Genomic DNA, 18,871 nt, shown 5'->3' with positions numbered 1-18,871 from the left:
CCCTCCGGCTGATCTGCGAGGCCTATAGCATATGCGCGGGCAATGGCAAATGCTTTCACTTCCTCAGATCAGGACGGGACGACGGCACGTCAACTCAATACATCGACATACCGCCATTCACATGCAACGTGGCCCCCGTCACATACCCGGCCTCGGGGCTTGCAAGATAGAGGACCGCCGCCGCGATCTCGTCTGCCGTGCCCATGCGTGCCATCGGGATATGAACGCTAAGCGCGGCTTTCTGATCGTCGTTCAGCTTGTCTGTCATTGGCGTGGCGATGAAACCCGGCGCCACCACATTGACGGTAATGCCGCGACTGGCCACCTCTGCGGCAATGGATTTGGTCATGCCCACCAATCCGGCCTTGGCGGCGGCATAATTGGCCTGACCGGGGTTCCCACTGGACCCTACGATTGAACCGATGTTGACGATCCGGCCCCATCGTGCCTTCATCATCGGGCGCACGGCCCCGCGGCAGAGCCGCATCGCAGAGGTCAGATTAACATCGAGCACATCATGCCAATCCTTGTCGGACATCCGCATGAACAACTGATCGCGTGTGATGCCTGCGTTGTTCACGAGGATATCAAGCCCCCCCATCGCCGCAATGGCATCCTTGGTCAGGGCTTCGACCGCCTCGGCGTCGCTCAGGTTGCAAGGCAGCACATGGGCACGGTCCCCCAACTCTGCGGCCAACGCTTCGAGCGGCTCGACGCGGGTGCCGCTCAGGCCAACGGTCGCTCCCGCATTGTGGAGCGCGCGCGCAATCGCAGACCCGATACCACCAGAAGCCCCAGTTACCAGCGCAGATTTCCCTGTCAAATCAAACATTTCATGTCCTCTCTTAATTCATCAAAAAGCCGGATCAGGCCCCAGCCAGCGACTCTGTCGCCGATGTCACGTCTTGCGGCGAGCCGATGGCACGGCAGGCGATCTCACGCTCAATGCGTCGCACCATCCCCGACAGCGCCTTGCCCGCTCCGATCTCCCATATCTCGGTGACGCCCGCTGCGGCCATATAGATCACCGACTCGCGCCAGCGCACAGAGCCCGTAACCTGCTCAACCAGCAGTGTGCGGATCTCGGCCGGGTCGGTCACGGCGGTCGCGCGCACATTGGCCACCAGCGGCACCACAGGGGCAGTGATCGTGACCTCTGCCAAGGCTGCGGCCATCACCTCGGCGGCAGGGGCCATCAAGGCGCAATGAAAGGGGGCGCTTACCGGCAAGAGCATCGCGCGCTTGGCACCGCGCGCCTTGGCCAGATCCAGCGCCCGTTCAACCGCCCCCTTGTGGCCCGAAACCACAACCTGCCCCGGATCGTTATCATTGGCGGCCTGACAAACCTCGCCTTGTGCGGCCTCTTGCGCCACATCGCGGGCGGCCTCGAAATCAAGCCCGAGAAGGGCCGCCATCGCGCCCACGCCCACCGGCACCGCCTGTTGCATGGCGCGGCCACGGATACGCAAAAGCCGGGCGGTGTCGCCAACACTGATCGCGCCCGCCGCCGCCAGTGCCGAATACTCGCCCAAGGAATGCCCCGCCACATGGCTTGCGACCTGCGCCAGATCCACGCCTTCGGTCTCAAGCGCGCGCAGCGCTGCCAGAGATGTGGCCATCAGCGCCGGCTGGGCGTTTTCGGTCAGGGTCAGCGCCTCTTGCTCACCCTCCCAGATCAACGCCGACAGCTTTTGCCCGAGCGCCTCGTCCACCTCGTCGAAAACCGCCCGCGCTGCTGGATATGTGGCCGCCAGATCAGCCCCCATTCCGATCACCTGCGCGCCCTGTCCCGGAAAAACGAATGCTCGGCTCATTGGCCACCCTCCCTCTAAAAGTGTCCCCCGATACATCGCCGCGTCTGCCAAAGCAACGGTTTTACCCGGTGTTCGCACATCCCCGCAAAGACGCAGAGCCACTGTGCGCGGGCTGCCATTGTGGCGCACCGATATCCGGCTAGAGTGCGAGCGCACCCAAGAGGAGCCTTGCGATGCCATTTTCCAATTCTGCCACCACCTATGGCAGCGTAACCAAGAGTTTTCACTGGCTCACTGCGCTCTTAATCCTCTCGAACCTGCCCTTGGGCTGGTATGCCACCGAACTGGCGAACGAGATTCAGGCAGCGCCGGCCGAGGACCTGATAGAACGCGCAAAACTATTGTTTTCAATACACAAAACATTAGGGGTTGCGATTTTCTTTGTGGCCTTGGCCCGTATCCTCTGGGCGCTCAACCAACCAAAACCGGCGCTGTTGAATGGGGACCGGGGCCTTGAGTCCTTGGCTGCAGAAACCGTGCATTGGCTGCTTTATGGCTCGCTCGTGCTTGTGCCGCTCACGGGCTGGGTGCATCACGCTGCAACCTCCGGCTTTGCACCCATTTGGTGGCCCTTGGGGCAAGACTTGCCGTGGGTGCCAAAGTCAGAGACCCTGTCAGGACTGGCATCATCCCTGCATTATCTTTTTATGCTGGTGATGACCGGCGCAATTGCCGCGCATGTGGCGGGCGCGCTCAAGCATCATCTGCTGGATGGTGACGCCACCCTGCGCCGCATGCTGCCGGGACGCATTGACGCGACTCCCACGGCGCGACAGCCCAACCATGCCCTGCCCGTGATCGCCGCCTTGGCAATTTGGGTCGGAGCCATGGGGGGGGCAACGGCGCTTGGCTGGTTCGCGATTTCAAAATCAGATGGGCCCGCAACACTGACAGCCGTCGAGAGTGACTGGCAGGTCGAGAGCGGGCAGTTGCAGGTGACGGTGCAGCAACTGGGCTCTGCCGTGACCGGTAGCTTTGGCGAATGGACCGCCGATATCACCTATGCGGAAACGCCGAACGCTGACGGCATCCATGGCCATGTCGAGGTCACGATCGGGATCGCCTCGTTCTCGCTCGGGTCAGTGACGCAACAGGCGATGGGCGCGGATTTCTTCAACACCACGGAATTTCCAACCGCCGTATTTTCCGCCGACCTTCTGGCCAGCGCAAACGGTCAATTCGCGCGTGGCACGCTGACGATCCGTGATCAATCCGTGCCGGTCGAGTTGCCGTTTGATCTGAGCATCGCGGGGGATACGGCCACGGCTCGGGGCACACTCTCCCTCGACCGGCGCGACTTCAACATCGGAAGCGGGGTGACGGATGAAAAATCCTTGGGCTTTGGGGTCGACGTCAGCTTTGAATTAACCGCCGTGCGGGCAAATTAATCGAGCTTGCGCGCCTCGTCGATCAACATCACCGGAATGCCGTTGCGAATGGGAAAGGCCAGACCAGCGGCGCGGCTGATCAATTCCTGTGCCGCCATGTCATACTCAAGCGTTGTATGCGTTTGCGGGCAGATCAGCGCCTCTAACATGCGGCGATCAAAGGCCGGAGCAGGTTGGATATCATCATTCATTGCATAATGTCCTCATTGTCGCCGCCCCGCAGCACATATTCGATAAGCGTCACAAGGGTCTCGCGGCGCGTGCTGAGCGATGGGGCCTCCAGCAGCGCCTGTTTGTCCTCTGGCTCAAACCCCAACAGCATCGAGAGTGAATTGATCAGCAATTCCTCCTCGGCCTCTTTCAGCGAGTCCCAATCCGTCTGAAGCTCGCGCGCCTGAAAGTAGCGGGCCAGCAGGCTGAGAAAGGCGCGCCGATCAAAGCCGGGATCACTGTCCACTGGCCCCAGATCATGCTCGAACCCGGTCCAAGAGACCCGTGCACGCCGATAGGGGGTAAACCCCTCAACCTCTTCCAGAATTCGGAACCGGGAGAGGCCGGTCAACGTGACCATATACCGCCCGTCCTCGGTTTCGGAAAACTGCGTGACCCGCCCCACACAGCCGATCGCATGCAGCCCGGTGCCGCCCTCGCGGCCCGGCACGCGGTTGGGTTGGATCATCCCGATCAACCGCTCCGGGGTTTTCAGCGCATCCTCAAGCATCGCCAGATAGCGCGGCTCGAACAAATGCAGAGGCAAGCGCGATCTGGGCAACAAGAGCGCACCGGGCAATGGAAAGACGGGAATGATCTCTGGCAAATCGAGCTTGTATGTCATGCGTCTAACCTAGCCCGCACTGCGGCTCAGGCAAATATCATTGAGGTCAACTTGCGCCGCCCACTGAGCAAGACCGGGTCATTCGGCTTGAGCGCCTCGAAGATGATGAAAAGCTGCGCCTTGGCGGCCCCCTCATTCCATTCCCGGTCGCGGCGGAACAGCTCCAGCAATTCGTTCACCGCCTCTTGCGCCTGCCCGGTGGCATAGAGCGCCTGCGCGAGGTCAAACCGTGCCTGCAAATTTTCCGGGTCGGCCTCGACGGCAGAGCGCAACTCGTTGACGGGACCGGCATCCTGTGCCTGTCGGGCAAGCGCCAGTTGCGCATGAACTGCATCGATTTCAGCCGCGTGGCTGATCTCGGCGGGGGCACCGTTCAGGATTGCCTCGGCCTGATCCAACTCTCCCAAGGCCATATGCGCACGGGCAAGCCCGGCATAGCCACGGGCATTCATAGGGTCTTCTTGCAGGATCGCGGCATAGGTCTGCGCCGCATCGGTCACTGCACCGGTTTCCAGCATCTCGTCAGCGGCATCGAGCGCCTCGTCAAGTCCGCCGCCCGCCGCGCCGCCAGCGGCCTCTATGACCCGCGCGACAAAGGCGTCGATCTCGGAAGGGGGCAATGCGCCCTGAAATCCGTCAATCGGCTGGCCCTGCCAAAAGGCATAGACGGTGGGTATCGACTGCACCCGCATCTGGCCCGCGATCATTTGGTTCTGATCGACATTGATCTTGGCCATCTTGACCGCCCCTTTGGCGCGCGTCACGGCCGCCTCAAGCGCCGGGCCCAATGTCTTGCACGGCCCACACCACGGTGCCCAGAAATCGACGATCACCGGCACGGTCTGCGAAGCGTCCACCACATCCGCCATAAAGGTGGCCTCGGACACATCCTTGATCAGATCACCCGCCGCAGGGGCGCTTTGGTTCTTGCCCAGTTCCAGCATGTTCAGCCTCCTTGTAACATTTGCCCCTATATGAGGGCGCGGCGGGCGGAGTCAAAGATCAAATGTCGCAAATACCGGCGCATGATCCGAGGGTTGGTCCCAGCCGCGCGCCGCGCGCAGAATCCGGCTGGAATGGGCGCTCTGGCCGATATCCGCGCTGGCCCACACATGATCGAGCCTGCGCCCCTTGTCCGCTTCATCCCAGTCGCGCGCGCGGTAGGACCACCAACTGTAAAGCAGCCCCTCCGGAATATCGGCGCGGGTCACATCCTGCCAACCACCCGCCTCCATCACATCGCCTAAATGCTCAATCTCGATGGGGGTGTGGCTGACGATCTTGAGAAGTTGCTTGTGATTCCAGACGTCGTCCTCGCGCGGGGCGATGTTGAGATCGCCCACGAGAATGGATTTTTCCGGTCGGCTGTCACGGAACCAGTCGCGCATCCCGGTCAGGTAATCGAGTTTCTGACCGAATTTTTCATTAACTGCGCGGTCCGGCACATCGCCTCCGGCGGGAACATAGAAATTGTGGATCACTACGCCGTTCTCCAGCCGTCCGGCCACATGCCGCGCATGTCCCAGATCCGCAAAGTCCATATCCCCGGCGTCAGTCATTGGCAGCTTGGACAGGATGGCGACGCCATTGTATCCTTTTTGCCCGCGCGCCACGACGTGACCATATCCAAGGGCTGCAAAGGACTCGAGCGGCATCTTGTCAACCGGGCTCTTACATTCCTGAAGGCACAGGATATCCGGCATCTCTTCCTGCATCAGCTTTGCCACCAGCCCTTCGCGCAGACGAACCGAATTGATGTTCCATGTGGCGAGGGTAAAAGGCATACGGCATCTCCTGTCTTGGTTGAGGCGGACAGTAGAGGGATGCGCCCGGCGTTTCCAGCCGTGATTGGCGTGATTCGGTATCCCGTTGCGGCAAATCGCCAACACGGCACTCTCCGCCAACGCCCCCCCCTGCAAAACCGGACCACGCAAAAAGAAACCCCGGCGCAAAGCCGGGGCAGTCCAACAGGGAGGTTCATGTGTGTAACCGCACACATGACTAATGATAGCAGATTAATACCCAGTCGCAGATACGACTTTAATACAGGTCATCAAACCGTGCCTTTTAAACCACAAGACGATATCCGCCCGATTCTGTAACCAAGAGGCGAGCATTACTTGGATCGGGCTCGATCTTTTGCCGCAATCGGTAAATATGCGTTTCCAGCGTGTGGGTCGTCACCCCGGCGTTATACCCCCAGACCTCGTGCAGCAGGATATCCCGCGGCACCACACCTTCGGTCGCACGGTACAGATATTTAAGGATATTTGTCTCTTTCTCGGTCAAACGCACTTTGCGTTCATCCTCTGAGACCAACATCTTCATGGCTGGCTTGAACGTATATGGCCCAAGCTGAAACACCGCATCCTCGGATTGCTCATGCTGGCGCAGTTGTGCGCGGATACGGGCCAGGAGCACCGGAAACTTGAAGGGTTTGGTGATGTAATCATTGGCCCCGGCATCCAGTCCAAGGATGGTGTCGGCATCGCCGTCATGGCCGGTCAGCATCAGAATCGGGGCTTTGACCCCCTGCTTGCGCATCAGCCGGCACAGCTCGCGCCCATCGGTGTCGGGCAGGCCCACATCAAGGATCACCAGATCATAAATCATATCCTTGATTTTGCTCATCGCGCTGGCCCCGCTTGCGGCCTCGAACACATCGAAGTCTTCGGTCATGACCAGCTGCTCGCCAAGGGCTTCACGCAGGTCTTCATCATCATCCACGAGAAGAATTTTCTTGACTTGTGCCATCTCAGTTTCCCCTTCCTTTCTCCGAACATGCGGTACAAGCGACGTTGCAGCAAGATATACAACAGTACATTCACGCCCTAGTGTTGCAGCGCGAGCGTTTCTTTCAATTCGTTACAAAAGCTTATATCTAAACAAGGCCCAAAGACAGGAGCGCCGCATGAGCCTTGCCCCCGATCTCACTGAAATCGCCGCGCGCGCGCGCAGTGATCTGCGCATGGGCGTGCCCGTGGTGTTGACCGGACCAGAAGGCTCCGGTCTGGTTATGGCCGCCGAAACCCTTGAGGCACAGCGTCTGGCTGATCTGCGCGCCCTTGGAGGCGTGCCCGTCTTGACCATCACCGCGCGCCGCGCCGCCACCCTCAAGGCACGCGCCTATGATGGCGATTTGGCGCGCGTGCTCCTGCCTCCTGATGTCTCTCTGGGCTGGATCCTTGCCGTTGCGGACCCGGCAGATGATCTCAAAAGCCCGATGAAGGGACCACTTACTTCAGAGCGCGGTGGCGTCGTCGATCTGCACCGGCTGGCGCTGATTCTGGTGAAATCGGCCCGGCTCTTGCCTGCCGCGCTGGTGTTGCCATTGCCGAACGGCGTGGAGTTTGCCCAACGCAACGGGCTCACGCTGCTGGACACCGCCGCCGCTGCGCGGCTTGAGGCGACAAGCCCATTGCATCCGGTTGTGAGCGCGCGCTTGCCGCTGGCGGTTTCAGAGGCCGGGCGCCTGCACATCTTTCGCCCCGAAGACGGTGGCGAGGAACATTACGCCATCGAAATCGGCCAACCCGACCGCAGCGCACCGGTGCTTGCGCGGCTGCATTCGGCCTGTTTCACCGGCGATCTGATGGGCAGCCTCAAATGCGACTGTGGCCCGCAGTTGCGCGGCGCTCTGGCGCAGATGGGGGCGGCGGGTGCCGGTGTCCTGCTCTATCTCAACCAAGAGGGGCGCGGCATTGGCCTTGCCAACAAGATGCGCGCCTATTCTTTACAAGATCAAGGGTTTGATACGGTCGAGGCCAATCATCGGCTGGGCTTTGAGGATGACGAGCGGGATTTTCGGATTGGCGCGCGCATCCTGTCGCTGATGGGGTTCTCCGCTGTGCGGCTTTTGACCAACAACCCTGCCAAGATCGAGATGATGCGCCAAAACGGAATTGAGGTGGTCGAACGTGTGCCGCTGAAACTGGGGGAGAACGCGCATAACCATGCCTATCTCGCAACCAAGGCGGCGAAATCGGGGCACATGCTGTGAGCTGATTGGCCTCTGCTGAGATTTGCGGCTCTTGCCCCGCGCGTGGTCAGGTGTGGAACGTATCGCCACGCTCTTGACCGCTGGCCGGTCAGATCCCCCCCCGGCGCCGCGCCGTGCCATGTCTGACCGGCGGTCTTACTCAGGATCCAAACGCGGGTTTCGGTGCTGCCGTCCTTACAGTCACGGCTTCGTTCAGGATCAGACCTTCGCCATCCCAAGCGCCCGCGCCGCGACCTGCCGGTCAAACAAGTCTTCGAGGGTGAACTCCCGGTGCTCAGGAAACTCACTGACAGCAGGACAATGACCGCGCGCATAAAGAACGGTCTCTGGCGATATGCATCCCCAGAGACCTAAGCCGTTACGAGATCTTAGCAAGGCTCACCCGCGCCGCGCTCCACTCAGCACAGCAGCAAACCCGACTGCCAGAACCGCCGCACAAATCACCAAGAGCTGCTCATATTTGTGCGCTTCAGGCAGGATCGCGACAGCCCACTCCGCCCCGCGCGCAAAATAGAGCACAGCCCCAAACATCGCCGCACTGAATGCCACCAGATAGGACCAGAGCGCAATCTGACGCCCCATCACCAAACCTACGATCAGAACAGGCGTAAGGAACATGCTCGCCGTGCCCGAAACGGCGACCGCATCAAACAACGTCTGATTGCCCCAGAGCGTAAGCCCCGTGCCCAACACCATGAAAACCACCATCGCAATGCGTCCGCCAGCCAACGACCGGCCGCCCAGCTTGAGCTCATCCACCACCAATCTTGCGGCACTGGCCAACGCGGAATCGAGCGTGCTGAGCGCAGAAATAAGCAGCGAAACCAAAAGCGCGACAAAAAGCCAGGCCGGAAACATTCCCGCCCATGTACCGATCAACTCGCCTTCGTATTCGGCCCCGACCAGCCCGGCCTGAATGCCGAAAAAGCCAAAGCCAATGATGCAGAGGGTCGAAATCCAAAAGGCGTGCAGGAATGACCGCCGCGTGGTTTCGGGATCGGCAATAAAACCACGGTCCATCATCACTGGATCATGCGCCGGATAAGAGAAGACCTGCAGCAAAGCCACCAGCAACAGAACCTGCCCGTTCCAGGCCCCCGCTGTGCCTGGCGCCGTCAGGACCGCGCCGATATGAAAACCGGGGCTGAGCACGAGAGCCACAAATGCCACGACAAACACGCCGAGAAAGACCACCATCTGAAGAACATCCGTGCGCAGCGCAGCGCTCAGCCCGCCCCAAGCGCTGTAGATCAGGCCCAGCACCGCCACGATCAGAATAGAGGCGTCGCGCGCGACACCCATTTCCGGCAAGGCGGCAGCAAAGATCAGCCCCACAACCAGCAGATTGGCAAACACCTCAGACAAGAGCCGCAGCCCGATCACCAGATTGTAACAGGCATTGCCCATGGCCCCGAACCGCACGCCCAGCCAGTCCTGCACCGACAGCGCGCCTTGGGCACGCAAACGTCCTACGATAAAGCCCCCCGTCAGGAACGAGCCATAATAGGCGGCATAGGCCAGCGTGCCCCAAATCCCGTAAAAATAACCCAGAATCGCCGAATTCATCAGCGAGCGTGCAAAAATCCACGTCGTCACCTGACTCAGCACCAAAACCCAGAGCCCCGGCGCACGGCCATCGGTCCCTTTGCCGCTGAAAAATCCGTCAATCGTTGCGCGCCGTGGCGCGACGAGCAGGCTTCCCAGAATGACCAGCCCAAAAAGGCCAATGATCGCCAATGCTTGCATAATGAGTATTCCCCCCGGTGGTTACGCACATAGCGCTATCAATCTGGGCAAGGGTAGAACAGCCCCTAATGGGGCTGTTTACAACTTCGTGACCACGGTCGCTCAGAGCGTCGCGTTCACCCCGCCGCCATCCAACAGGATGTTTTGTCCGACGATGAACCCGGCATGCTGACTGCACAGGAACGCGCAGGCCGCGCCGAATTCCTGCGCCGTGCCATACCGCCCCGCCGGGATGCTGGCACAACGCCGCGCCTTGGCCTCATCCATGCTGATCCCTTGCGCCTCTGACACGCCCCGGTCGAGCGAGGTGGCACGATCCGTGGCGTGAATTCCGGGCAAGAGATTGTTCATGGTCACCCCTTTGCCCGCCACTTGCCGCGATGTTCCCGCAACATAGCCCGTCAGCCCGGCCCGCGCTGAATTGCTCAGGCCAAGGGCCGCGATCGGTGCCTTGACCGATTGCGAGGTGATATTGACCACCCTGCCCCAGCCGCGCGCCATCATACCCGGCACCAGTGCCTTGATCAGCGCAATCGGTGTCAGCATGTTGGCATCAAGCGCCCGAATGAAATCATCCCGTTCCCAATCCGACCACAGGCCCGGCGGTGGTCCTCCCGCATTATTGACCAGAATATCCACGTCCTGCGCCACGTTGAGCACAGCCGCGCGTCCAGCCTCAGAGGTAATATCTGCGGCAACCGTGATCACCTCGACGCCAAATTCAGAGCGAATCGCCGTCGCCGCAGCCTCGAGCGCCTCGGACCCGCGGGCATTCATCACCAGATCGACGCCCGCCTCGGCCAGCGCCCGCGCACACCCCAGCCCCAGCCCCTTGGACGATGCGCAAACCAACGCCCTCTTGCCCTTGATCCCCACATCCATATCTCGTCCTCCTGATGTTTCGACGCGGAATAAACACTGTCCGATGCAGATTGGCCAGATGTTTACCCGTCACCGCGCGCGACCAGCCCCCGCTGGTGCCAGAGGGTCGAATACCAGAGTTCCCGTCAGATTGACGCCATGCCGCTATAATTCTAAGCTGACATTTATGAATGGAAATCTCTCCGTTCCCGGCTCTTGGAGAACGCGCAGTCGATGACTTCTGACACCGCCCTCTCTGACCATGTCGTGTCTGTTTATCAGGGGCTCGATTTTCGCGTGGTGAACGGCGCCAACATGGGCGATGCGCTGTCCTTTGCAGTCGAGCTTGATCTTGACGATGTCTACGAGTTGCAAAACCAGGCCCGGCAGTTCCGCCTCTCCATGTCGCTTCAGGGTGGCGACCCGTTTACCATCGCGCACGGATCAGAGATTGGCCGACCCGGCGCACAGCTCCATCTGGATAGCTGCCTCACGCTCATGTCAGGCACCGGGCGCACCTCTGAAATGCTGGTGCTGGTCGAGGTTGATGACGCAGGCAACGTGGTTGAGGTCTTTGCCATGCCTCTGGCGCAGATGCGGCCCAAGACCGGCTATGCCCTCGTCGGAATTGATACCGACAATGTGCTGCAAAAATTCGCACAGGTCGCTTGCGTATCCTTTTCACGCGGCACGCATATCACCATGGCGACGGGCGAACAGCGGCAGGTCGAAACATTGCAGCCCGGCGATATGATCCTGACCCGCGATGACGGGGTACGGCCAATCCGCTGGATCGGGCAAACAACGGTGCGCGCAGTGGGCGATTTCGCCCCCATACGGATATCTGCCGGGGCGTTGCACAATGAAAACGACCTGCTGGTCAGCCCGGATCACCGGCTCTTTATCTATCAGCGGTCAGATGCCTTGGGCGCGGGCCGTGCCGAGGTGCTGGTGCGCGCCCGCCATCTGGTGAATGGCGATACAGTGCGGCGCGAAAGCGGCGGCTTTGTTGATTATGTGCAATTGCTGTTTGACCGGCATCAGATCATCTATGCCGAAGGTATTGCCGCCGAAACGCTGCTGGTGGACCCACGCACAAGCGCCGCCCTGCCCGCCGATCTCAAAGAGGCACTGAGCCAGCAAATTTCAGGTCACAGCGTTTCAAGCCATGTGCAATTCGAGGTTGGCCAGGCGCTGCTCAACCATCCCCACGCCGCCGATATTCTGAAACGAGCCTCGACGCGCTGAGCTATGTTGCGCGCGCACGCGCGGGCCTCTATATGCGGCCCCATGTTGAACACCCTTTCAAACCGCCCCGATCTGCCGGCAGAGATTGCCCGCCGCCGCACCTTTGCGATCATCTCGCATCCCGATGCGGGCAAGACGACGCTGACTGAAAAATTCCTCCTCTACGGGGGCGCCATCCAAATGGCCGGACAGGTGCGCGCCAAGGGCGAGGCCCGGCGCACGCGTTCGGACTTTATGCAGATGGAAAAGGACCGGGGCATCTCGGTCTCGGCTTCGGCCATGTCTTTCGACTTTGGCCGTTTCCGTTTCAATCTCGTGGACACGCCCGGCCACTCGGATTTCTCCGAGGACACATACCGCACGCTGACGGCTGTCGATGCCGCCGTGATGGTGATTGACGGTGCCAAAGGGGTGGAGAGCCAGACGCAGAAGCTCTTTGAGGTCTGCCGGTTGCGCGACCTGCCGATCCTGACCTTTTGCAACAAGATGGACCGCGAGGCGCGCGATACCTTTGATATCATCGACGAGATCCAGCAAAACCTTGCGATTGACGTGACCCCGGCCAGTTGGCCCATCGGCATGGGCCGCGATTTTATCGGCTGCTATGACATGCTGAACAATCGCCTCGAACTGATGGACCGCGCCGACCGTAACAAGGTGGCGGAATCGATCAAGATCGACGGGCTGGATGATCCGAATCTGGCCCAGCATGTGCCCGCTGACCTCATCGAAAAGCTGCGCGAGGAAATCGAGATGGCGCGCGAACTCTTGCCCGCGCTCGATCCGCAATCGGTGCTTGAGGGGCATATGACGCCCATCTGGTTCGGCTCTGCCATCAATTCCTTTGGCGTCAAGGAATTGATGGACGGCATCGGCACCTATGGACCCGAGCCGCAGGTGCAAAAGGCCAGCCCTCGCGCGATTGCCCCTGAAGAGACACAAGTGACCGGCTTTGTCTTTAAGGTGCAGGCCAATATGGACCCCAAGCACCGCGACCGCGTGGCCTTTGTCCGTCTTGCCTCGGGGCATTTCAAACGCGGCATGAAGCTCACGCATGTGCGCTTGAAAAAACCGATCACGGTCTCGGCGCCGGTGCTGTTTCTCGCAGCCGACCGGGAATTGGCCGAAGAGGCATGGGCCGGTGACATCATCGGCATCCCGAACCACGGGCAGTTGCGCATCGGCGATACGCTGACCGAAGGCGAGGCGCTGCGCGTGACCGGCATCCCGTCCTTTGCCCCGGAACTCTTGCAACAGGCCCGCGCGGGCGATCCGATGAAGGCCAAGCATCTTGAAAAAGCGCTGATGCAATTCGCCGAGGAAGGTGCCGCCAAGGTTTTCAAACCGGCCTTTGGCTCTGGCTTTATCGTGGGTGTCGTGGGCGCACTGCAATTCGAGGTGCTGGCCAGCCGGATCGAGCTGGAATACGGCCTGCCGGTGCGCTTTGAAGGCTCGCAATTCACCTCGGCCCGGTGGGTTTCAGGCGACAAACAGGCGGTGGAACAATTCACTGCCGCCAACAAACAGCACATCGCCCATGATCATGACGGCGACATTGTCTACCTCACGCGCCTGCAATGGGACATCGACCGCATCGCGCGCGATTACCCCGATGTCACGCTGACCGCGACCAAAGAGATGATGGTCTGAACGGCGCGACATCCGTCGCGCCGCACTCAATCGCGCTCTACCTTTGGCAGCTTGTGGGCAATCCCCTTGTGACAATCGATGCAGGTTGACGACCCGTCTGGCGCATGGCCTTCCAACGCCACCACCTCCATCTTTTCGCGCGAGCGGCGCGCCTGTTTGTCGAAATCCATCGCTTCAAAACTGTGACAATTGCGGCATTCGCGCGAATTCGTGGCCTTCATCGTAGCCCAGACATGCATGGCAAGCTGCTCTCGTTTGGCCTCGAACTTCTCCGGCGTGTTGATGGTGCCGCGCACAGTATGCCAAAGTTCATTGCTCGCCTGAATTTTGCGCAGCACCTTTGGACCCCAGTCATGCGGAACATGGCAATCGGAACAGATGGCACGCACTCCGGACGCATTCTTGTAATGCACGGACGTCTTGTATTCCTCAAAAACCGTGTCTCGCATCTCATGGCAGGAGACGCAGAACTCCAACGTATTGGTTGCCTCCATGGCGGTGTGAAATCCGCCCCAAAAGATGATCCCACCGATCCCGCCAATCACCAGCAGCACCCCTTGCCCAATCAGGACGCTAGGCCGTGTGAACCAGTGCCATAGTTGTTTGAGACGTTTCGTCATTACCATTACTTCCCAAAATGTTGCACCGGGCACATCCCTGTGCGCCCGGCCCTTCATGTGACGTGATCACGCTCTACTCCTTGGGCAATTCCGCCTCGATATAGGCAATCACGTCCGCTGCGTTCTGATGGTCAAACACCCGCAGCGCAGGCATTACTTCTTTGGGCTGACCGTTCAGCACTTTGTGCATCAACTCCCACGGGTTTCCGGTAAGAGAGGCCAGCGGAGGCATTTCCTTGGGCAGTTTGCCCTCGTCACCATGGCAATTGGCGCAGACAGTGCCATAGACCTGCTTGCCCCGCTCCACGTCGCCGACGATCTTGCCGTCGCTGACGTAAGCGGCATAGCTGTCCTGCCCCTGGACCACGAAATTCGCAAGATCAGTCAAATCCTGCTCGCCGAGATAGTCACCAAATCCGTGGGCCGGGGCCGACAAGAGCGCAATCACCGCTGCCGGATCGCCACCTTTCATACCATTTATGCCCTTGATCCCGGAAAAATGCTTGCCCCCGGAATAGGCACCATCCACCCCCATCCCGTCCCAGCCATGACACTCCTTGCAGCGCCAATTTGTTCCGGGCTTGTCGGCGTATTTCGCGCTCGCGGGATACAGCTTGTGCGACTCGGCCGGCGCATCTTGTCCGGTCACCGAATACCATTTGTCATAGAGCCTGCCGCCTCGCGCGACAGAACCTTCATCGGCGGCATAGGCCGCAGTTCCGGCAACCATAGACAGAGCCGCCACAACAACTGGCAAACCACACGTCCTGGTCTTTGCTTGAAAAATCATTGCATTCCTCCAAAACCACAAGGGAGGAATGAACCTGAGAGCCAATTCTCAGATCGCCTCCCCGTTCGGAGTATACGACCGTCTCAAAAATCTTATCTTGATTCAGATCATCAAGTTAGACAAAAACTTTGAAATGCGGTCCTTGGTGACAGGCCGCGTCGGACCTGCCACCAAAGACCGCAAACAGACGTCAAACTTGCCCTCAGGCGCGTTCGGAATATTCCATGGTCTCGGTGTTGACGATGATATCCTCATCGGGGCCAACAAACGGCGGCACCATGACCTTGACGCCATTGTCGAGGATCGCAGGCTTAAAGCTGTTGGCTGCGGTCTGACCCTTGACCACCGGCTCGGTCTCGACGATCTTGCAGGTCACTTTCTGCGGCAAGGAGGCGTGCAGCGCCTCGCTCTCGTGGAATTCCACCGTGATGGTCATGCCGTCCTGCAGGAACGGGCGACGCTCCCCCAAAAGATCGGCGGGCAGTTCGATCTGCTCATAGGTTTCAGTATCCATGAACACCAGCTTGCCGTTCTCTTCATAAAGGAACTGCTGGTCCTTCTGCTCCAGACGGACCCGCTCGACCTTATCGGCGCTGCGAAAGCGTTCGTTCAGTTTGGTACCGTTGCGAAGGTTCTTCATCTCAACCTGAGCAAAGGCACCGCCTTTGCCGGGTTTGACGTGATCGACCTTGACCGCGGCCCAAAGGCCACCGTTATGTTCCAGCACGTTGCCGGGGCGAATTTCGTTTCCGTTGATCTTGGGCATTGCGTTCAAACCATGACAAAAGGTTGATAAGGGATTGTCGCTCCCTATATCTGGAGGGAAGAAGGGTGGCAAGACAACGATATGTCGTTCCGTGCCGGCAGGAGGTATGCAAAAATTGCATAGAAGTTATGCATCTACACTCTATCCGAATCGCAAAAACTCCGCCATAAGGTCCGTCACGCCCAAAACGCAAGAGCAATAAGAACAAGGACGAATGATGAAGGATTTCGTTGACGGTACGGCTTTCAACGCCGAACAGGGCAACCGTGCTCGTAAACTTTTTGCGGCCGTCGTACTGGCCGCGCTGGATGACGCTATTTCTGATGACAAGAAATACGGCAATGGTCCCGAGCAGATTGCCCGCTGGGCACGCTCGCGCGATGGCCGTGAAGTCTTGTCTTGCGCCGGGATCGACCCGAACGAGCGTGTGGTCTCCGGTCTTATGGATTTCGTATCCAAAGGCGTACGCACCTCCGTAGCGCTGTCGCGCGAAGAGAGCGAACGCCGCAATGCAGCCGCACAGGCCGAAGCCGCCTGATAGGCTGAGCGATCCGCTAAGTGTTCAAGGCCCTGCCTCACCGGCAGGGCTTTTGCTTTGACGTCGGGAAAAAGGCGCGCTGCGGCGTGATCTGCCTTCCGCTGCGCCCGTGCAGTTTGTATCACAGCGCAAAAGCAGCGACGGGACAACAGAATGACACGCGCGATCATGATTCAGGGGGCCGGCTCTAATGTGGGCAAGTCGATGCTGGTCGCGGGATTGGCGCGCGCCTTTGCCCGGCGTGGCCTGAATGTCGCCCCTTTCAAACCGCAGAACATGTCCAACAACGCCGCCGTAACGGTGGATGGCGGCGAAATCGGCCGCGCGCAGGCGCTTCAGGCGCGCGCGGCCAATCGTGCGCCCCATACGGACATGAACCCGGTGTTACTCAAGCCCGAGAGCGACATCGGCGCGCAGGTGATCGTGCAGGGTCACCGCTTTGCCACGCTGCGCGCCCGCGACTATGCAAAGGCCAAGCCGCAACTGCTCGTCCCCACCTTGGAGAGTTTTCACCGTCTTGCCGCGACCGCCGATCTCGTACTGATCGAAGGCGCCGGCAGCCCGGCGGAAATCAATCTGCGCGCAGGCGATATCGCCAACATGGGTTTTGCCGAGGCAGCGGGTGTGCCAGTGGTCCTTGTCGGAGACATTGACCGAGGCGGCGTGATCGCGCAAATCGTCGGCACCCAAGCCGTGCTCCCCCCCGAGGACGCCACCCGGATCAAGGGGTTTGCCATCAACAAGTTTCGGGGCGATGTCAGTCTCTTTGACGACGGTCTGCGCGAAATAGAGACACGCACAGGCTGGCCCTCTCTCGGCGTTGTGCCATGGTTCACCGAGGCTTGGCGATTGCCAGCAGAAGATGTGATGGATATTGCCTCGACCAAGGGTGGCACGTTCAAAGTGGCGGTTCCCCGTCTGGGCCGCATCGCCAATTTCGATGACCTCGACCCCCTGAGCAGCGAACCGGGCGTCACCGTCGAGATCATCGCCGCAGGCCAACCCCTGCCCGGCGATGCCAATTTGGTGCTCATTCCCGGCAGTAAATCCACCATTGCCGATCTTGCGCATTTCCGGGCTCAGGGCTGGGATATCGACCTTGCGGCGCATATCCGACGTGGCGGGCATGTGCTGGGTATCTGCGGCGGCTATCAGATGCTGGGCCAGCGTATCGAAGACCCCGACGGCATCGAGGGCCCGCCCGCCTCGGTCCCCGGTCTGGGGCATCTTGATGTGGTGACGGTGATGAAGCCCGAAAAACGGCTCGCACTCACGCAGGCCAGCTATCTCGAAAGTGGCGACCGCGTAGAGGGCTATGAAATCCATCTGGGTGAAACCACCGGGCCGGATTGCGCACGCGCTTGGTTGCGGGTGGGCGATCGCCCCGAGGGCGCAGGCTCGGCCAATGGTCGGGTGCGCGGTGCCTATTTGCACGGGCTCTTTGCCTCGGACCAGTTCCGTGCGTCGTTTCTTGCGGGAATGGGCGCGTCGTCAGACCTGCGTTATGGCGCGGATGTCGAGGCGACGCTTGATGCCTTGGCAACACATCTCGAACAGCACATGGACCTTGATCTTCTATTGTCGCTTAGCGCAGAAATCCCGGCTCAATCGAAATCCTGACTGGTCAGTGCGCGGTGAATCTCACGGCGCACCAGCTTGCGGACGTTGCGGGTGATCCGCTCGCCAAGCGCGCCCTGCAACTCCTGCCGAACGATCTCGGCCACCAGATCGCGCAGCGCGTCTTCATCAAGGATTGCATCATCCAACAGCAGCGACTCGCCGTGATCTGGATCAGACGCATTCACAGCGCGCTCTTGTGCCTCGTCAGCGGCCTTCCAGTCTTGGGTCTGACGCTCTGAGGCCAGATCATCCGCCTCGGCCCAGTCGGGATCGACAGAGGTCTCATCCTCGTCGGACGGCTCTTTCGCCTCTGGCCATTTAAGCGCAGAAACCGGCCCGCCGGCATAGTCATCACCCGATGCGCCATCCGGCTCCCATTGATCATCGCGCTCGGCGACAAGGGTCTCAAACTCAGCGGCCTGCTGGCCCAGTCCGGATTGCACATCGGACAATACGTCGGTTTCGGGGTCAAGCGGCACTTGATCCTCTGATTGTTCCGCCTCCAGACCTTCTGGCGCGGCCTCATCGGTTTCGCTCTCGTACGGATTGGTTTCAGGCTCGGATGCGGCGTCGAGCTCAACTTCGCCTTCGGCTTCGACGGTTGCGTCTGCCCCAAGCTCAGATTCGACTTCAGGTTCAACTTCAGCTTCAGCTTCAGGCTGAGCTTCGGCTTCCGCCACCTCATCCCAGAAAGGCATTCGATCAATCGCGGTCGCATCAAATGTCGGATGCTCTTCCTTTTCGACCACAGCCGGCTCGCGCGGGGAGCCATCCACCCGCAAAGACGGTGTCAGCACCAAGCGACTCACCTCGATCTCAGGTTCATTGCGCGGTTTGACCTTTTCCTCCGACCGGCGTTCGGATTGGCCGTTGGATACCAGTCGCCGGATCGACGACAGGACATCCTCGATTTCCACATTGGTCACGGGATCAGACATGCTCTTATACCATTCTTGCCTGACAGAAGCTTACCCCCCGAGGCGATTTCACACAAC

General features: G+C 60.0%; 19 protein-coding genes. 6 read left to right on the top strand and 13 right to left on the bottom strand.

Going from position 1 to position 18,871, the window contains the following annotated elements; translation table 11 throughout:
• Positions 1 to 94 precede the first annotated feature (94 nt).
• Both fabG and fabD read right to left on the bottom strand, forming a co-directional pair.
• A complete protein-coding gene (gene fabG, locus ACN0SW_RS10965) occupies positions 95 to 832 on the bottom strand; it encodes a 3-oxoacyl-[acyl-carrier-protein] reductase (protein ID WP_417727969.1) in 738 nt (245 codons plus the stop codon).
• A gap of 34 nt (positions 833 to 866) precedes the next feature.
• Positions 867 to 1,814: an ACP S-malonyltransferase gene (gene fabD, locus ACN0SW_RS10960; RefSeq protein ID WP_417727968.1), complete on the bottom strand. Its 948-nt coding sequence runs from the start codon at positions 1,812 to 1,814 to the stop codon at positions 867 to 869.
• A gap of 173 nt (positions 1,815 to 1,987) precedes the next feature.
• Between fabD and ACN0SW_RS10955 the strand changes: the two genes are divergently transcribed.
• Positions 1,988 to 3,202 carry a cytochrome b/b6 domain-containing protein gene (locus ACN0SW_RS10955; RefSeq protein WP_417727967.1) on the top strand — a complete coding sequence of 405 codons (1,215 nt, stop codon included), beginning with the start codon at positions 1,988 to 1,990 and terminating at the stop codon, positions 3,200 to 3,202.
• Here ACN0SW_RS10955 and ACN0SW_RS10950 read toward each other — a convergent pair.
• From ACN0SW_RS10950 to ACN0SW_RS10930, 5 genes are all read right to left on the bottom strand, one after another.
• Positions 3,199 to 3,393, bottom strand: coding sequence for a Trm112 family protein (locus ACN0SW_RS10950; protein WP_417727966.1), 195 nt, complete (start codon positions 3,391 to 3,393; stop codon positions 3,199 to 3,201). The two genes, ACN0SW_RS10955 and ACN0SW_RS10950, sit on opposite strands and share 4 nt — an antisense overlap.
• Positions 3,390 to 4,037: an LON peptidase substrate-binding domain-containing protein gene (locus tag ACN0SW_RS10945; RefSeq protein WP_417727965.1), complete on the bottom strand. Its 648-nt coding sequence runs from the start codon at positions 4,035 to 4,037 to the stop codon at positions 3,390 to 3,392. The genes ACN0SW_RS10950 and ACN0SW_RS10945 overlap by 4 nt, the downstream gene beginning before the upstream one ends.
• A 26-nt stretch (positions 4,038 to 4,063) precedes the next feature.
• Positions 4,064 to 4,981 carry a tetratricopeptide repeat protein gene (locus tag ACN0SW_RS10940; protein WP_417727964.1) on the bottom strand — a complete coding sequence of 306 codons (918 nt, stop codon included), beginning with the start codon at positions 4,979 to 4,981 and terminating at the stop codon, positions 4,064 to 4,066.
• A gap of 51 nt (positions 4,982 to 5,032) precedes the next feature.
• Positions 5,033 to 5,821, bottom strand: coding sequence for an exodeoxyribonuclease III (locus ACN0SW_RS10935; RefSeq protein WP_417727963.1), 789 nt, complete (start codon positions 5,819 to 5,821; stop codon positions 5,033 to 5,035).
• A gap of 283 nt (positions 5,822 to 6,104) precedes the next feature.
• A complete protein-coding gene (locus ACN0SW_RS10930) occupies positions 6,105 to 6,791 on the bottom strand; it encodes a response regulator transcription factor (RefSeq protein WP_417727962.1) in 687 nt (228 codons plus the stop codon).
• A 157-nt stretch (positions 6,792 to 6,948) separates the two neighbouring features.
• Here ACN0SW_RS10930 and ribA point away from each other — a divergent pair, with 157 nt between their 5' ends.
• Positions 6,949 to 8,037 carry a GTP cyclohydrolase II gene (gene ribA / locus ACN0SW_RS10925; protein WP_417727961.1) on the top strand — a complete coding sequence of 363 codons (1,089 nt, stop codon included), beginning with the start codon at positions 6,949 to 6,951 and terminating at the stop codon, positions 8,035 to 8,037.
• A 378-nt stretch (positions 8,038 to 8,415) separates the two neighbouring features.
• Here the strand turns inward: ribA and ACN0SW_RS10920 are convergent, their stop codons facing one another.
• Positions 8,416 to 9,783: a sodium:proline symporter gene (locus ACN0SW_RS10920; RefSeq protein ID WP_417727960.1), complete on the bottom strand. Its 1,368-nt coding sequence runs from the start codon at positions 9,781 to 9,783 to the stop codon at positions 8,416 to 8,418.
• A 102-nt stretch (positions 9,784 to 9,885) separates the two neighbouring features.
• Positions 9,886 to 10,665, bottom strand: a complete 780-nt coding sequence (locus tag ACN0SW_RS10915; RefSeq protein ID WP_417727959.1) for an SDR family oxidoreductase — start codon at positions 10,663 to 10,665, stop codon at positions 9,886 to 9,888.
• Positions 10,666 to 10,878: 213 nt separating this feature from the next.
• Here ACN0SW_RS10915 and ACN0SW_RS10910 point away from each other — a divergent pair, with 213 nt between their 5' ends.
• Both ACN0SW_RS10910 and ACN0SW_RS10905 read left to right on the top strand, forming a co-directional pair.
• On the top strand, positions 10,879 to 11,892 hold the full coding sequence (locus ACN0SW_RS10910; protein ID WP_417727958.1) for a Hint domain-containing protein: 1,014 nt from the start codon (positions 10,879 to 10,881) through the stop codon (positions 11,890 to 11,892).
• A gap of 42 nt (positions 11,893 to 11,934) precedes the next feature.
• Entirely contained in the window at positions 11,935 to 13,542 is a 1,608-nt protein-coding gene (locus tag ACN0SW_RS10905; protein WP_417727957.1) for a peptide chain release factor 3, read from the top strand.
• A 26-nt stretch (positions 13,543 to 13,568) separates the two neighbouring features.
• Here the strand turns inward: ACN0SW_RS10905 and ACN0SW_RS10900 are convergent, their stop codons facing one another.
• The 3 genes from ACN0SW_RS10900 to efp form a co-directional block, all read right to left on the bottom strand.
• Positions 13,569 to 14,162 (bottom strand): NapC/NirT family cytochrome c, encoded by a 594-nt coding sequence (locus tag ACN0SW_RS10900; protein ID WP_417727956.1) that lies wholly within the window; start codon positions 14,160 to 14,162, stop codon positions 13,569 to 13,571.
• A gap of 73 nt (positions 14,163 to 14,235) precedes the next feature.
• Positions 14,236 to 14,919 carry a c-type cytochrome gene (locus tag ACN0SW_RS10895; RefSeq protein ID WP_417727955.1) on the bottom strand — a complete coding sequence of 228 codons (684 nt, stop codon included), beginning with the start codon at positions 14,917 to 14,919 and terminating at the stop codon, positions 14,236 to 14,238.
• A 235-nt stretch (positions 14,920 to 15,154) separates the two neighbouring features.
• Complete coding sequence (gene efp, locus ACN0SW_RS10890) at positions 15,155 to 15,718, bottom strand: elongation factor P (RefSeq protein ID WP_417727954.1); 564 nt, start codon at positions 15,716 to 15,718, stop codon at positions 15,155 to 15,157.
• A 217-nt stretch (positions 15,719 to 15,935) separates the two neighbouring features.
• On the opposite strand from efp, the gene ACN0SW_RS10885 reads away from it, so the two are divergent.
• Entirely contained in the window at positions 15,936 to 16,256 is a 321-nt protein-coding gene (locus ACN0SW_RS10885) for a DUF6280 family protein (RefSeq protein ID WP_037248548.1), read from the top strand.
• 153 nt (positions 16,257 to 16,409) lie between these two features.
• Entirely contained in the window at positions 16,410 to 17,876 is a 1,467-nt protein-coding gene (locus tag ACN0SW_RS10880) for a cobyric acid synthase (RefSeq protein WP_417727953.1), read from the top strand.
• Here the strand turns inward: ACN0SW_RS10880 and ACN0SW_RS10875 are convergent.
• Complete coding sequence (locus tag ACN0SW_RS10875; RefSeq protein ID WP_417727952.1) at positions 17,861 to 18,814, bottom strand: hypothetical protein; 954 nt, start codon at positions 18,812 to 18,814, stop codon at positions 17,861 to 17,863. The two genes, ACN0SW_RS10880 and ACN0SW_RS10875, sit on opposite strands and share 16 nt — an antisense overlap.
• Between the last annotated feature and the right edge of the window lie 57 nt (positions 18,815 to 18,871).

The organism is Roseovarius sp. (assembly GCF_048262375.1).
Classification (GTDB): domain Bacteria; phylum Pseudomonadota; class Alphaproteobacteria; order Rhodobacterales; family Rhodobacteraceae; genus Roseovarius.
The sequence above is the reverse complement of the archived record's forward strand: the minus strand, read 5'-3'. Positions and strand labels throughout refer to the sequence as shown.